Consider the following 15002-nt stretch of genomic DNA (forward strand, 5'->3'; position numbering starts at 1 on the left):
CATAGGGGCAGTTTATGACAGATTCTTCCTACATTGATGGTTATCTTTACTATGTTCAGGAAGTTTACCCCCTTGCGGCAGAAACTCTGGCACAGGTAGAGCAAATCTTGGCAAACACAAGTTGGGATGAACCTCAGTCTGCCTTAGACTTAAATAATCTTGCAGTAGCAGCGTTAGTAGAGGCAGAAACAGCAGATGATCTGACGCTGCGTGGAGTCTACCTAGATATGGCGTTAGAAGCACTGGGTGACAGTTCTCAAGAACACCCTCTTTGTGCCGCACATCTGGCGCTGCTCCAAGTCATGATTGGAGAGACAGGTAAAGCTCTACAATCCACTTTTTCGACATTTATTAATACACTTCAATTTGCTTACAGTGCTGAGGAGCAGGAGAACTTGGGTTTAGTCTACCTGCCACCTGTCCTGAAGGAGTCAATTAACGACCGTTCCCATTTACTTACTCACCTCTTTCAATCTAAGAATAGCTCCGCTCAGGCATTGGTGCTATTAGTTGAAGTGATGTGGCGATCGCAACTCGCTTTCTACAGCCCCGTTGGACTACGATTTTTGCAGCTTGCGGCTCAGCTTCAGCCTAATTCTGCTTCGATTAACCTCAAGTTAGGAATTTCTAGCTGGCTCAATCAGCAGTGTGAGGGCTTGCTATATCTGCAACGCGCCGGAAAATTAGCACCTGACAATGCTACTGTGCTTCATGCCTTAGTCTTAGCTTATAAGGAATTGAATCAGCCCGAAACGGCTAATCTTTGGTTAAAACATGCTGCTAGTTATGGCTCAGAAAATTTGCGATCGCCCGAATGGAGTTGGGTAGAGCTAGAGAGCCGCACCCCCTTTACCTACGTCCCCTTTGAAAACAACTTAAAACTAGCCGTAGAGCCAAGCTTTCGTAGCATTGTCACAAGTGTTTTACTAGCGGAAGGCGATTGGTTTGAGGCAGAAATGGAATTTTGGCGCAGCCAGCTTCAGCTTGGAATGACGGTGATTGACGTTGGTGCAAATGTCGGCGTTTACACCTTCAGCGCGGCTCAAAAAGTTGGCGCAACCGGACGAGTCCTTGCCGTAGAACCCTTTTCAGGCTGCGTACGCTGCATGGAGGAAACCTGCCGAGTTAATCAACTCGACTGGGTTAAAGTTTGCACGGGGGCAGCAAGCGATCGCAACGGCACCATTCGCCTCGTCTTGCATTCCGCCAGCGAATTCAACGAAGTGATTACAGATGAATCACGACCCTTGCAACCAGGAATGTTTGAAGAAGTGCCTTGCTTTATGCTAGATAGCCTGATTGAGCAAGAGAAAATCACTAAAGTAGATTGGCTCAAAATCGACGCAGAAGGGCACGAGATGCAGGTTTTAAAGGGGTGCGATCGCCTCCTCCGCAACTTCAAACCTAGTATTCTTTACGAGAATGTAGCAGGCGCTAAAGCTAACAATCGACCTGTTGCTGAATTTCTGATAGCCCAAGGATATAATCTCTTCTACTATCGTCCCTATGTGCAAGAGTTAATTCCAGTTAGCCTCAATCAGACTTTTACTAATAAACTCAACATTATTGCCATTCCTCAAATTTCAAATCTTACTTCGAGTTAATCATTAACTGATTTGATCACTACTTAGAAGAAAATTGTTGATTTCAAAGTATTGATATGTCTTTTTTCCTAAGAAGCCTGAAGGAAAGCGGTCACCTAGATCACCTCCATTTTACCATTTGCAGTGTTGGCTCTCGAAAGCTAGAAGAGCGAGATGATTACGGCAGTCAACATTGGAATTTATTAGCACCTAATCTAACGATCTACGGCTTTGATGCAGATGCAGACGCTTGTGATGCTGCCAATGCTGAACTGGAGGAGAGAGCCATTTGCTGGACAGAACAGCATATTCCGCTTGTTATCACTAAGCAAGTTGGAGAATTGACACTGTATGTCACTCAAAATCCTGCCTGTAGTTCTCTATATTCTCCTAATGAAGCTTTTTTAGCTCGATTTGTCGGTCTGCCAGAAATGGTTAATCTAGACTTTACAACAGAGCTAGAAGCAACAACTCTAGACACTTTCTGTCAACAGGAAGGAATTGAGGAAATTGATTTTTTGCAGCTAGACGTTCAGGGTGCAGAACTTCAAGTTTTAGAAGGAGCTTCTCAAATTGTAAAAAATAGTGTCCTAGCTATTCAAACAGAGGTCAGTTTTTCTGAGCTTTACATCAATCAACCTTTATTTTCTGAGGTCGATACATATCTTCGCTCATTTGGATTCGCGTTGTTTGACTTTGATTTAGATGCTGCTAGACGAGTTCGGAGAATTTCACCGATTCAAGCTAAGAGGCGTCCTGGACAGTTACTTTGGGCAGATGCCTTTTATCTGTGTGATCCTATCAAGGATATCGAAAATGTTCGGCTTCAATCCCCTGAAAATCTTCTAAAACTAGCATGTATTGCTGACATCTTGGGTTTCGCAGACTATGCTTTAGAACTACTAGAACATCTCACTTTGAAGTATGGCGATAATCCGCGTTATAACGTTGCAAACTGTATTATGAGCTGTCTGACTCAAGTTCCAGAGGTTGTACAACAAGGATTGGATAGCTTACCAATATTTGCTAACCTTAAGGACTTTATTACCTGGAATGATTGAATAGAAATTTGCATCTTATGAACTAGAACGAACAAAATTACTCCACATTTGTTGATAAGCGTTTTCCATCTCACGGGTAAATTGCTTTGCATTCCATAATGGGGCAGTTTGACGCGATTGCCACAGTTTCCAAGACACCTGTTGTCGCAGAGCTTCATCTCGCCCTAGACGAATTCCCCAGCCTACGTACTCTTCATCTGTCCAGGCAATTCCTTCTGTCACCCCTACATTCATCAGCATGGTATAGCTGTTTCGAGCAGAAAACTGCTCCCCTACACGAGTAACTAATGGGATACCCATCCATAATGTTTCTAATGTTGTCGTAGCTCCGTTATAGGGGTAAGTGTCTAACACAACATCAGCGATCGTTAAGTTAGCTCTGTGAATCTCCTCCGAATCATCATCTAGGATAAATCGAAGGCGATCGTTCTCAACTCCTTCTTCTACAGCAATTTTTTGGAAGAAACTTTTGATAGAGTCTTGATTAGCAGAGCCTTTAATTAAGAAGTAGCTGTTTTCAACTTCTTTTATCACCTTCATTTGCAACCTAACCGCTTCTGGATGGCGCTTATATCCCTTCTGAGAGCTAAGAAATATAACTGCATCATCAGGAATATTTAATTGCTCTCGACGTAACGATGGAATACCTATTTCAAATCCATCCACTGCCACATAGGTTTGAGGTAATCGCCAAATCTTCTCATGATAGTACTCTTGAGCAGAATTAGGTAAAACATAAGGATCTGCAATAAAGTAATCGACAGCAGGTAAACCTGATGCGTCCCAACCGAGCCAAGTTACTTGAATAGGAGCAGGTTTAAGCGCCATTACTTCACAAGTTGTATCTAGAGTAACGCTATCCAAGTCAACCAAGATGTCAATTTCATCCTGGTAAATTTGCTCTGCAATATCGGCAGCGTTATGAACATCTAGCTTATGTGCGTAATCTACGTTCTCAACGAACCAATCTCGAAGTGGATCGAAAGTGTTCTCAGAATAACTGATAAAATACCCGTGAATTTCAAACTGCTCGTGGTTATGGTGTTTGAGCAACCAGCGAGATAACCAACCTACAGAATGTCTTCTAAAACAGTGAGATAAATAGCCAATCTTGAGAATCTTTGAAGGGGGTTTATCTTTTGCTTGAAAAATTAGCCTCTGCTTATATTTCTGAACAAGCTGAGCATTTTGGATTTGAAGATTATTCTGACAAATTCGAACAATCTCATTCTGAATTAAGCGGTTATTCTTTGAATCATCTCTGAAGTAGGGTTGAAAGAAAACTGGTGTAAACAATCGCAGTACAGCAACATGACCGAGAGAAGTAGGATTTTCCTGAATGAGTGATTTATGCAAGTGCTCTTGCCGTTTGAATGCTTCTACTGCCTCGTCCCAGTAACCACCAGCACTCATAAGTCCCCGTAGTAGGAGAAAATTACAATATATTTGGTCTGGTAAATCAACTGCCAAAGAGTAGGCTAATTTTGCTACTTCTATCCCCTTCTCATACTGTCTAGCGTTTTGATAGAACGGTGCTAGCCCTTTTAGAACTTCTGAATTTTTATCATCCAAGCGTAGACAAATTTCTGCCAAGCGAGACGCTAACGTGGGCTGTCTGTCAGTGTAGGCAATTCTTAGCGATGCCAACATAACTATATCAAGGAAGTCTTTTGGCTGACAGGTATGAAAAGAACAAACTTCTACAAACTCAACTAGTAGTGGCGCAAAAGTTGCATGTCTTAAAACTAGTTCGACGGTACTCAGCAGCAAGTTTGAATCAACCTCGATATCAGAACCAACTTGAAGCACCTGAATCACTTCCAAGTCTTGTAGCTCTTCGCCCGTAAACATTTTGAGCTTAATTGCAAGTTGAATAATTTCAAGCAAGTTATTGGGGTCGTGAGGAGCAATCTCACGGATGTGTTGACGGATCGCCCAAGCCATCGGGTTGGCTTCTAAACGTTCTTGCCGCTTTGCCTCAGCTTGTAAAACCTCTAATAATTCTGCTGTCCATTGGTCAGTTTGTTTTTGATTACCCTCCGCTACACCTAAAAGCCAAGTCATTTGTGCCTCAGCCTCTTGCCCGGTAAGCAATAACAGTAGACCCAAGTTCCAGTAGTAAGATTTAGTTTCAGGAGCAATTTGGATTGCGCGCTCGTATAGTTCTGCGGCTCGACTGTAGTCCCCCTGTATCCAGTACTGTTTAGCCTGCTGTTGCCAATCAGGTTTATTCGTAGATAAGCTTTGCTCTGACATAGCAGATTATTCTGAACTCCCTGAATTTATAGAACAACATAGGAACATTAAACAAAATAAGGTGGCGTAGTTTGGCTACACCACCTCGCTATAGTCCTCAATTAGCTTGGACTATATAAAATGTAAGAGTTTCTACTCTAGTCGATAGGCGTGTACTTAGCGGGACATGCCGTCTTCGCGTCCACGGGTTGTGTACCATCTGGACCACCTACCCCAACTGCTAATTCACCCTGGCAAAGCAAAGCGACAGTGGTTGCTTCGCTGGTTGCTTGAACAGTGTCAAGAGCTACTCCACCTACAAAAGCCTTGATAGGAGCAGTCTTTACCTTCGGTTGTGCTTGATTGGTTACTGTTGTGCTGGGCTCTCCACCACCTGCAATCTGATAGTTATAGTTTTCAGTTTGAGTTTTAATGCCTAGACCCAATTCGCCAATTTTCACTGCACCTGGTCCTGCAAAATAACCTTTCTCTAGAAAGTAAGCTTGCTGTCCCCGGTTCATTGAACCTACGTAAGTCTTAGCTTCAGACTCACGAGCCTTGTTTGCCTGGTTAAGAAAAGAGGGGAGGGCAATAGCAGCAAGAATACCGATAATGATGATTACAACGAGCAGTTCAATCAGGGTAAAGCCTTTGTCGTCGTTCTTCTTTTGAAGCAGGTATTGCAAAAATTTAGCCTTGAATTCAGTTTTCATGAAATGCTTCTCCTTGAGTTGCGGAATGATGGATGTCTAACTCCTGCTCATAACTTGCCCAGGTTGCGTCAGTTTCATATCACCCCTGACAATAAATTTTTCTCATAACCTAATTGTTGTTTTGCTCTTCTTCCCCAGATATCTGACGAATATCTCCATGCCGTATCACGGATGAACAACTCTCAATTAGGAAATTTGCTCAATCAGCACGTAGAGAAAAACTTCCAACTTACTCAATAGCTTCTGGACTTGACTGAAAGCATCTGACTCGCTTTTGGCTTCCATCGTTACAGGGTCGTAAGGCTGCACTTTGAGCCAGCGATCAACCATAGCTGTTGCAGGTTGTGGATTATCCCAAAGCGGTAGCAGACAGCAGGCAGCAATATTACTTTCTAGCACCACGGGGTTTAGTGCTGCGATCGGAATGTACTGGCTGATTTCAAACGGTTCTTGCTTCTCGAGGCATTCAAACAATTTTTCTTTGACTTGAGGATGTCTCAAGTTGGGATGCAAATGCACTTGGGCATTCTGCCAATTGCTCTGCTCCCAATCGTCAATTGGTTTGGAGACAGCTTCTCGATTAGGATGCCCACACCAAAAGTCGATTAAGCGGTGGACTGGATGCAAGAGGTTAAATAGATGTAACCGTTCTTCGACGGATGCTCCTGGCAGACTGAGCGCTAAAAACATGGGCAGATTATCGGGTTCTTTAAACAAGTCGGTTAACTCCCAATGTCGCCAGTTCACCATGTCAATGAACTCCAGTTCAGATGCCCGCAACGCACTAAACATGTCAGGAATGCTGTAGCCTTTGTCGCCTTGAAGCAGATGATTCATCAAGACTGTCTCTTCATTTTCCTTGCTCTCGTAAGCAGGTCTCCATCCTTTAGCTTTAAGTTCGGTGCCATCCCTTAGCGCCTTCATTGTTTCCACGACCAAGCCAACTTCTAGATCGCCAGGATTATCTTCTGTAAGCCCCATAACCTTGAAGGCCTCTTGCGCTTGGAAATAGGTTTGCCGCTGGAGAGAGTTGTGTAGATTAGCTCGAATAATTCCTTCCGGTTTAAGTACAGACTTAAAGCTCTTCAAACCTGCTATAGGATCAGGTAAAAGATAGAGAACTTCGTCACAGTTAATGTAGTCAAACTCTAGCCCAAGTTGGGGTAGGTCTTCGATTAAAAGCGTGTGAAATTCAGCCCTTTCCTCAAATCCATGATGCTTCAAGCGTTCGTGGGAGAGCTTGACCGACTGTTCAGATAGATCAATTCCCACAATCCGCGCACCTGGATTTGCGACTGCTAGGATCAGGCTTTTATAACCACTGCCGCAACCTGCGTCCAAGATGACCTTATCTTCAGTACCTATAAGCTGACGATTACGCAGATAGTAGGGTGTCGTCAAATTATGAAAGTAGAGCTGGCTGAAGTCTTTGGTGTCCTTTGGAGATTTATCGAGCGGAACTCTAGGATAAGGGCTGCTTTCAAACTGCTGGCGAATTTTTTCGAGTGATTCTGTGCTTTGGGTATTCATAACAGCTATCTCTGAGCTTTGGGTGAAAAGAAGCGGTCAGACCAAAAAGTCTGTGTCTAACGTGCCCATGTCTAAGAGCAATCATTAACACCTTTTACTCTAAAAGAGTCGAGAGAAAACGCTAGGATAGGTCAAATACTACACTTTTAGTCAGGATTTGAGTTGAGAGGACTGGTCTGCACTATTGACAACTAACAGCGTTCCGCCGCATTTTCCAGCGCATCTCTCCAGGTTGGACAATGGCTTGACGGTGATTTATCAAAATATTCCCACGACATCGGTGGTTGCGGTTGATGTGTGGGTGAGGGCGGGGGCGATCGCTGAGCCAGAACCCTGGACTGGGATGGCGCATTTCCTCGAACACATGGTGTTTAAGGGCACCGATCGCCTGCTGCCAGGACAGTTTGATCAAGTGATTGAAGATCGTGGCGGGATGACAAATGCAGCTACCAGTCACGATTACGCTCATTATTTCATTAACACAACCGCGCCTCACTTGGAGGAAACGCTACCCTGCTTGGCAGACCTGTTGCTAAATGCGGCGATTCCTGAAGATGAGTTTGTGCGGGAGCGAGACGTTGTTTTAGAGGAAATCCGTCAGGCGAATGATGATCCTGACTGGTTAGCATTCCAATCCTTGATTGAGAGTGTCTATCAGTCGCATCCTTACGGTCGTCCAGTGCTAGGAGATGAGGCGGGATTGATGCAGCGATCGCCCCAGGAGATGCGCTGTTTTCATCGTGCTCACTATCAGCCTGAAAATATGACGGTAGTGGTAGTGGGTAATGTCACTCAGTCGCAAACCTTAGATTTGGTGCATCAGGCATTTAGTCAGTTTCCAGCACGACCAGAGTGTCCCGTCGCGATCGCTGACGCAGAGCCGCCGATTACTGAAATTCGCCGACAAGAGCTGTATCTGCCCCGGCTAGAGCAAGCGAGGCTGATGATGGCATGGATTGGTCCCGGCGTGGATCAGTTGCGAGATGCATATGGGCTAGATTTGCTCTCAGTTTTGCTGGCTGGCAGCAGGTCTTCTCGGTTAGTTAGAGAATTGCGTGAAGAGCGGCAGTTGGTGCAAGCGATCGGTAGTGAATTTTCGCTCCAGCGGGATTCCAGCTTATTTACGATTAGCGCCTGGTTAGCGCCGGAAGATGTCGATCGAGTAGAAGCGCTGATTGGCGATCGCCTCTCTGAGCTAACCACCACTCCCATTTCTGAGGCTGAATTGATTCGGTACAAACGGCTGCTGTGTAACGATTATGCCTTCTCGACTGAGACAGCAATTCAGTTAGCAGGGCTGTATGGGTACTACAACACCATTGCCCAAGCGGAAATTGCAGTGAATTACCCCAATCAGATTCAAACCCTTCAGGTTGAAGAGTTGCAGCAGCTTGCTAATCAATACCTTTCGCCTTATCACTACGCCGCAACGATACTCAAGCCGCTGTAGCCATCTCTAGTAAATCCCGACGTAGAGTAAGCTGTTGCTCGTACGTCAGTCGGGTTTATTGTCCCATTTCTCTGTCACTTGCACCACCGTTAGATTTATTTAACCCTGTTTGAGGATATTCATGTCTGTAAATTTGAGTGCTGCCCAACTGCTAGAAAATCGCCAGGTTCACCGTGCTGTCCTGGACAATGGGCTGGTTGTGCTAGCAGTAGGAAACTCGGCTGCCGATATTGTCTCTGCCCGCATTTTTGTCCGGGCTGGCGGTCGCTATGAACCACTGGAGCAAGCAGGACTATCCCATCTGCTAACATCAGTTTTAACGAAAGGGACAGGCAATCTTTCCTCACTGGAAATCGCTGAACGGGTTGAGTCAGTTGGTGCAGGGTTGGGGGCAGATGCTACTGCAGATTATTGCCTGCTTAGCCTCAAAACCGTCTCAGCTGACTTTGCTGAAATGCTAGAACTGGCGGCTCAACTGCTGCGATCGCCCAGCCTGCCTGAAGCTGAAGTCGAACTTGAGCGCCGTCTCACCCTACAGGGCATCCGTTCGATGCAAGAGCAGCCTTTCTCAATCGCCCAAAAGCAACTGCGGCAGGCGATGTATCAGCAGCATCCTTATGCGCTGCCTAGCCTGGGAACTGAAGAAACTGTTGCCCAGCTCAGCCGAGAAGATTTGCAGCGGTATCACCAAACCTATTTCCGTCCTGATAATTTTGTAGTCAGCATTGCTGGGCGAATTGCACCCGAAGATGCGATCGCTCTAGTAGATCAAATATTTGGCGATTGGCAGGTACCTACAACGCCCGAAGGAAAAATTCTGCTTCCGGCTCTAATGTTACCTGCCATTACTTCCCATCCTAAACAAGTTATCTCTACTCAAGATACGCAGCAAGCGATTGTCATGCTGGGCTATCTTGCTGCTGCCGTGCATAGTCCTGAGTATGTCGCTTTAAAGTTGCTGAACACTTACTTAGGTAATGGGTTGTCCAGCCGACTATTTGTGGAATTGCGTGAAAAGCGAGGTCTAGCCTACGAGGTATCTGCCTTCTACCCTACTCGACTGGATGCATCTCAGTTTGTTGTGTATATGGGTACAGCTCCTGACAATGCGGCGATCGCCTTAGATGGTTTGCGCCAGGAAGTTGAGCGACTTTGCACTACCCAGCTGACTCCAGAAGAGTTGCAGTCAGCTAAGAACAAACTGCTCGGTCAATATGCCTTAGGTAAACAGACCAATGCCCAAATTGCTCAAATATTTGGCTGGTACGAGATCCTGGGCTTGGGCATTGAGTTTGATCAGCAGTTTCAGATTGAAGCAGCTAACGTTGCGGCTGAAACGTTGCAAGCGGTAGCCCGTCAACATTTTGCTGAACCTTATGTCTCGCTGGTGGGTCCGGCGATCGCCATTGATCAAGTTGCAACTCCCGCTGCTTCCTGAGCATAGATTCGACATCGCGCTTAATAGCCAGGTCTGCCTAATGAACTCTGCAATTTATCAAGGTTTAGAAACCCGCGAAAGCGGGTTTTATACTTGTAGGCGTGTTTTTTAACAACCCAAACATGGGGATAAGTTGGATATCCAGGCTTTTTCGGGTATCTGATGCAAAATACCAAACAGCTAACTTTAAGGGATTCCTTTAAATTCGCAACTTAGTTTGAATCTCCCTTTACAACTCACATTCTGAACTGGTGTGAGTGCTAACTAAAGCCATCCGTATGACAGTCAAAAGCTACAGCAATTGAAAAACCTAAAGTTCGGAACATTACCTTAGGGACTTCTACAGCTTATTGGTTTGCAAAATCTAAACCTAATACTTTGAAAGTTGAGAAAAGTGTAATGACATCTTCCAACTGTTCACTATCAATCATGGTCGCTCGGACTGATGTTCCGTTTATGATGCATACTATTCCACATCAATTAAGAGTATGCAATTTCCCGTTTACCAACGGTTGCTAGCGGTTGATACTGCGCCCTTATCGGGTGACAAAGTAAATCGTTCAGAACTTGGCACAATGGAGCAATTATGCAACTATTGTAATCAACTGTTAGATTCAGATGTTGTTGATAAAGTTGTTGACATTGATTATTCAGAAAACCTTCATAGAAAAGTTTATCAAAAGCATTTTGGTCGGCAAATTAGGCAGACTCATAACTACAAAGGCTATCCAATCTTAGGTTCTCTTTTTGCTATTGAAGTAGTTGAAAGTGATTATTTGCTTCGTATAGACAATGATATGCTGTTTCATCAAGAACCTTATTAAAACTGGATTGAAGAAGGTATTAAACTGCTGCAAAAAATCCGCAAGTTGTAGAGTTAGACCTTTGACTGGTCCGCCTGCAAAAGATGGCTCCCTTTACTAAAGAGTGCCCTTCAGCTCAGATCCTAATGACTTTTATCAAGTCAAATTCTTTAGTAGTCGAGCCTACTTAATTAGTCGCAATCGCTTTGACCAGCTTCTTCCGCTAAAAGTTCTATGGAAGACTTACAAGTGCAAATTTATGAATAGCTTGCCAACAGATATTCAAACGTTTGTAAATTATATCTTTAACAAAGGGAGCACTAGGTTCTTGGGAGGTCATGGTGTCACGCCGTTTAGAAGAGACAGAATACGTTCGTGCTGTACTCGGCTCTCCTAAAGCGTGGACACTTCATCCTATCGACCGTAAGCCCAAATTTATCAAAGCCCTACCTGATATCATCCAGAAAATTGAGTCAGGTTGGTATCCACCGGAGCAGGGTGGACATTATGACCTGATTCTTAAATCCTGGCTTTAATCTGAAGGACGCTCAAGAATGTGTTCGTCTGGAGTGGAGGAATTAGACGAAGCAGACGCTAATTCAAGATACTGGGTATCCATTAAAAACATTCCTTGGGAAAAGCGAACGCTCCAAAACCCTCCAGGACGCCGATTAATAACAATTCCTTCTTCACCTAGGCTAATGACGTTGGGAGGACGCAGCATCGGCATGGGTTCAGCAGTTTTAACGTAAGGCGGAAGGGCAACCACTCGAACGCGATCGCCCACTGTAAATTCTTGGGATTCAGACATAATATTCAGACGCAATTCTAAGGGGCTTGCCAAATCCTTTGATGATACTGCTCTGGGTTGGCGTAAGGATCTACATCTGGGTGACTATGTCCATGCTCATGACCGTGATGGTGATGGTGATCATGCCCATGCTGATGAGGTAGCTCATGTTCTCCCATTTGGGCGGTCGCAGCTAGCCGAAACTTGCACATTTCGCAGTTCATCTGTACTTGCCCTAACTGAGTTTCGATTTCTCGTTCTCTCAATACCGAAAATAACTGAGGATGCAACCCCATTTCTGGTAGACAAACCATCGAAACTTCAGGATGCTGCTCTTGCTGCTGTATGGTGGTGTCAAAGATCTTTTTGACTAATAAACCAGTAAACAGAAAATAAGGCAGCACAATAATTCGCTTAGGTTGATACAGCAGCGCACGGCGAAAACCTTCTTCTAAGCGGGGGTGAGTAATTCCAATAAAACAGGTCTCAACCGTTTGGTATCCGCTCCCCTCCCACACTATTCGCGCTAGTTTCGCAACATCGCCATTTGCATCAGGATCGCTGGAGCCACGTCCTACAAACAGCAACACTGTATCAGCGCGAGAGATTTCTTGGGGGTTTTGGTCGGGTTGATCAAGCTGCTCTAGACGCGATCGCCATAGCTCTAAAATTCCAGGGGTAATCCCAAAATGGCGACCGTAATGAAAGTTGAGTTGAGGATGCCGCTGTCGAGCGCGATCCAGTTCGTTGGTAACGTCAAATTTGTTGTGTCGAGCTGCAAACAGCAGCACAGGCAGCACCGAAAGATCGGTATAGCCCTGCTCCACGCATTGGTCTAAGCTTTGTTGAATCGAGGGTTCAGTGAGTTCCAGGAAACAAGGAAAGACTGGTCGAGAAACATCAAGCGCTTGATAAGCAGTGGCAAAATCCAATAGGCTTTTCCTTCCATCTGCATCGCGACTGCCATGTCCAACTAGTAATAGTGGGCGGTTGAGGGGTAACGGAGGCAGCACGATTGACTGATCAAGGTTCACATCGGCATCGAAGGGTGTGCCTATTTTAGAATTTGCAGCGCTTGTTGGAGACAGAGTGTTGTCTGTCGAAATAGTCATCGTTAAACTCCCTTTCCTGTGCAGCGCAGGAAATAGAGTGAATAAGCAGCGGATTGGCGTTCTGGCTTCTAAAGAATAAAAGTGCTTTTCATCCTTTAGTTTACAGTTGCGGCACAGCGCCGGACTCGCACCGGACTTTCCCAATCAGGTTGCTGTTTCACGTGTGCCTCGTCATCTTATCCCAAGTGCCGACATTTGTTTATATTTATCGGGCGACTTCAAGCTCTTCTGGGCTTTGAATCCCTGTCTCGAAGGATTCTAAGCTCTTCAGAAGGTTGAGAGCTGAGTAATACGCTTCTTCGGTCAATTCGGTTTCTTCTTCCGGAGTATCTAACATGCCGTCAACCAGTAGCCTTAGAGAACCGATCATCGTGTTTAAGCGGGTCCGAATTTCGTAGGATGTTTTGGCGATCGCTTTTCGATCAGAGAGCCCTGACATTTGAGATTTCTCGGCAAACTGCATGGCACAGAGCCTCGCGTAATAACCGCTTGTCTGCATCAATTCTTCGTGATTGCCCAATTCCACAACTTGCCCCTTCTCCATCACCGCAATTTGATCTGCCTTACGAACTGTAGAGAGGCGGTGAGCGATGACTAGGGTTGTGCGATCGCGACTTAAATCATCGATTGCTTCTTGAACTAAACGCTCTGAAACTGAATCCAACGCGCTTGTTGCTTCATCTAAAATCAAGATCTCTGGGTTTTGAAGTAGAGCTCTAGCGATCGCAAGTCGCTGGCGTTGCCCACCTGAGAGTAGTACGCCACGATCGCCAAGCTGAGTATCTAAGCCTTGAGGTAGGCGCAAAATAAATTCATAAGCATTTGCCCGCTTGGCAGCCTCAATAATTTCATCTTCTGTCACGTTTGATCGCGCGTAAGCAATATTGTTACGAACAGAATCATTAAAGAGAAAAGTATCTTGGCTGACAATGCCCATCGCCCTTCTTAGTGTGCGGACATCATAATCTCTTATGTCTGTACCATCTATTTTAATAGAGCCTTCAACTGTATCGTAAAACCTCGGCAGTAGATCTGCGACAGTTGATTTACCAGCACCTGACGCACCAACTAAGGCGAGAGTTGTTCCCTTAGGAATCCAAAGGTTAATACCATTAAGAACTAAATTTTCATGTTCAGGATATTTGAACGAAACATTCTCAAAACTTATTCCCTTCATTAAATGTGAATAAGGGATGACTCCATTAATAATAAAGTTTTTATTGTCACGCCTTAAAAAATCATCAACTAGATCGACACTAGCAATTGCGTTTGCATAAGAATTACGAGCACCATTTAATTGTCCAATAATCGGCATTAACCGAAATAAAACAAAAAGATAAGTTGACATCGTGTAAACCGAGAAAGAGCCAACTTGCTCTGCAAAAAAAACACGACTTAATAAGACAATGGAGAGTACAGCTACAATTCCACTCATTTCATTGATGGGTGGAACAGCAGCATTGTTTGCTTGAGATTTAAACTCAGCTCTCTCTCTTTCAAGAATTAGATGCTCTACTCTTTGATATTCTTGCTCTTCATTGGAAGTGGCTTTAATTAACCTGATGCCAGTTAAGACATCTAGCAGTGCGTTGGAGTAATCTCTTGAATTCTGTGCCAGTGCTTTTCCAAAAAACTTGGCACGAACAATAGAAAATTGATTTGCCAGACCGACTAGAAGCAACAAACCAGTTGAGGCTAAAGTAAGTTGCCAGGATATCCGTATTAGCAATCCGATGAAAACTAGAATTGTTAATACGATTGTTAAAATATTAATTGAAATCTTAATAGATTGAGCCGTTCGATTAATCTCTTGTCCTATACGATTAATCAAATCCCCAATTCTCATTTGAGCATAAAAATCTAAGTTGACCTCTAAAAGTATTCGTAATCCTTCTCTTCTTAAGCTATTGGTTAATAGTCTTGATAGGTGACCGTTTGATAACGTACTCAAATAGCTTGCTAAGTTCTTTAAGAGAAGAGTTAGCAGAATAGCCCCGGTCATAGCGTATATACGAGATTCTTCTGGAAGGTTATTAAATGGCGCTAGAAGCCCCTCAACAAGCCCAGGAGAGCCTCCTCCAGTTAATTCCTCTTCAGGGAGGTTTAAGCCCAAGAAATTCAGCAGAATCGGCACGATTAAAATGGTACTAATTCCATTAAAAAGCGCGCCGGAGAAACCTAACGCTATACTTATGATGATCCAGCCAGGGTGCCGCTTTGCAAATTTCAGGAGCAATTTATGGGAGGACATTTACACACTTCCTGTCGAACAAACACTTCGTAACCT

The 15002-nt window shown here is 44.5% G+C and carries 12 protein-coding genes and 1 riboswitch; of the genes, 6 read left to right on the forward strand and 6 right to left on the reverse strand.

Annotation, left to right across the window (positions count from 1 at the left end; all coding sequences use genetic code 11):
* Window positions 1-14 precede the first annotated feature (14 nt).
* Both H6G00_RS09110 and H6G00_RS09115 read left to right on the forward strand, forming a co-directional pair.
* Window positions 15-1604, forward strand: coding sequence for an FkbM family methyltransferase (locus H6G00_RS09110; protein WP_190796507.1), 1590 nt, complete (start codon window positions 15-17; stop codon window positions 1602-1604).
* Between the two features lie 56 nt (window positions 1605-1660).
* Window positions 1661-2644 (forward strand): FkbM family methyltransferase, encoded by a 984-nt coding sequence (locus H6G00_RS09115; RefSeq protein ID WP_190796508.1) that lies wholly within the window; start codon window positions 1661-1663, stop codon window positions 2642-2644.
* A gap of 15 nt (window positions 2645-2659) precedes the next feature.
* Here H6G00_RS09115 and H6G00_RS09120 read toward each other — a convergent pair whose 3' ends face one another.
* The 3 genes from H6G00_RS09120 to H6G00_RS09130 form a co-directional block, all read right to left on the reverse strand.
* On the reverse strand, window positions 2660-4900 hold the full coding sequence (locus tag H6G00_RS09120; protein ID WP_190796509.1) for a tetratricopeptide repeat protein: 2241 nt from the start codon (window positions 4898-4900) through the stop codon (window positions 2660-2662).
* Window positions 4901-5037: 137 nt separating this feature from the next.
* The gene (locus H6G00_RS09125) at window positions 5038-5592 is read right to left on the reverse strand and encodes a type IV pilin-like G/H family protein (protein ID WP_190796510.1); all 555 of its coding nucleotides are present in this window, start codon (window positions 5590-5592) and stop codon (window positions 5038-5040) included.
* 186 nt (window positions 5593-5778) lie between these two features.
* A complete protein-coding gene (locus H6G00_RS09130; protein WP_190796511.1) occupies window positions 5779-7122 on the reverse strand; it encodes a class I SAM-dependent methyltransferase in 1344 nt (447 codons plus the stop codon).
* Window positions 7123-7306: 184 nt separating this feature from the next.
* On the opposite strand from H6G00_RS09130, the gene H6G00_RS09135 reads away from it, so the two are divergent.
* The 4 genes from H6G00_RS09135 (at window position 7307) to H6G00_RS34655 (ending at window position 11349) form a co-directional block, all read left to right on the forward strand.
* On the forward strand, window positions 7307-8572 hold the full coding sequence (locus tag H6G00_RS09135; protein WP_190796512.1) for a pitrilysin family protein: 1266 nt from the start codon (window positions 7307-7309) through the stop codon (window positions 8570-8572).
* 121 nt (window positions 8573-8693) lie between these two features.
* Window positions 8694-10010 carry a pitrilysin family protein gene (locus tag H6G00_RS09140; RefSeq protein ID WP_190796513.1) on the forward strand — a complete coding sequence of 439 codons (1317 nt, stop codon included), beginning with the start codon at window positions 8694-8696 and terminating at the stop codon, window positions 10008-10010.
* A gap of 488 nt (window positions 10011-10498) precedes the next feature.
* The gene (locus H6G00_RS34650) at window positions 10499-10834 is read left to right on the forward strand and encodes a hypothetical protein (protein WP_199318396.1); all 336 of its coding nucleotides are present in this window, start codon (window positions 10499-10501) and stop codon (window positions 10832-10834) included.
* Window positions 10835-11154: 320 nt separating this feature from the next.
* Complete coding sequence (locus H6G00_RS34655) at window positions 11155-11349, forward strand: hypothetical protein (RefSeq protein ID WP_199318397.1); 195 nt, start codon at window positions 11155-11157, stop codon at window positions 11347-11349.
* On the opposite strand, the gene sipA is transcribed toward H6G00_RS34655, so the two are convergent.
* The 3 genes from sipA to H6G00_RS09160 form a co-directional block, all read right to left on the reverse strand.
* Window positions 11346-11624, reverse strand: coding sequence for a regulatory protein SipA (sipA, locus tag H6G00_RS09150; RefSeq protein WP_190796514.1), 279 nt, complete (start codon window positions 11622-11624; stop codon window positions 11346-11348). The two genes, H6G00_RS34655 and sipA, sit on opposite strands and share 4 nt — an antisense overlap.
* A 17-nt stretch (window positions 11625-11641) precedes the next feature.
* On the reverse strand, window positions 11642-12715 hold the full coding sequence (locus tag H6G00_RS09155; protein WP_190796515.1) for a sirohydrochlorin chelatase: 1074 nt from the start codon (window positions 12713-12715) through the stop codon (window positions 11642-11644).
* Between the two features lie 3 nt (window positions 12716-12718).
* Window positions 12719-12881: riboswitch (adenosylcobalamin (AdoCbl) riboswitch) on the reverse strand.
* Between the two features lie 39 nt (window positions 12882-12920).
* On the reverse strand, window positions 12921-14966 hold the full coding sequence (locus H6G00_RS09160) for an ABC transporter ATP-binding protein (RefSeq protein ID WP_190796516.1): 2046 nt from the start codon (window positions 14964-14966) through the stop codon (window positions 12921-12923).
* Between the last annotated feature and the right edge of the window lie 36 nt (window positions 14967-15002).

The organism is Leptolyngbya sp. FACHB-541, assembly GCF_014695875.1.
Taxonomy (GTDB): Bacteria; Cyanobacteriota; Cyanobacteriia; order Elainellales; family Elainellaceae; genus JAAUTN01.

Excerpts from the sequence above, each read along its gene's own strand:
- H6G00_RS09160 (WP_190796516.1), bottom strand. The coding sequence starts at position 14,966 with ATGTCCTCCCATAAATTGCTCCTGAAATTTGCAAAGCGGCACCCTGGC.
- H6G00_RS09110 (WP_190796507.1), top strand. The coding sequence starts at position 15 with ATGACAGATTCTTCCTACATTGATGGTTATCTTTACTATGTTCAGGAA.
- H6G00_RS09120 (WP_190796509.1), bottom strand. The coding sequence starts at position 4,900 with ATGTCAGAGCAAAGCTTATCTACGAATAAACCTGATTGGCAACAGCAG.
- H6G00_RS34650 (WP_199318396.1), top strand. The coding sequence starts at position 10,499 with ATGCAATTTCCCGTTTACCAACGGTTGCTAGCGGTTGATACTGCGCCC.
- H6G00_RS09155 (WP_190796515.1), bottom strand. The coding sequence starts at position 12,715 with ATGACTATTTCGACAGACAACACTCTGTCTCCAACAAGCGCTGCAAAT.
- H6G00_RS09130 (WP_190796511.1), bottom strand. The coding sequence starts at position 7,122 with ATGAATACCCAAAGCACAGAATCACTCGAAAAAATTCGCCAGCAGTTT.
- H6G00_RS09125 (WP_190796510.1), bottom strand. The coding sequence starts at position 5,592 with ATGAAAACTGAATTCAAGGCTAAATTTTTGCAATACCTGCTTCAAAAG.
- sipA (WP_190796514.1), bottom strand. The coding sequence starts at position 11,624 with ATGTCTGAATCCCAAGAATTTACAGTGGGCGATCGCGTTCGAGTGGTT.
- H6G00_RS09115 (WP_190796508.1), top strand. The coding sequence starts at position 1,661 with ATGTCTTTTTTCCTAAGAAGCCTGAAGGAAAGCGGTCACCTAGATCAC.
- H6G00_RS09140 (WP_190796513.1), top strand. The coding sequence starts at position 8,694 with ATGTCTGTAAATTTGAGTGCTGCCCAACTGCTAGAAAATCGCCAGGTT.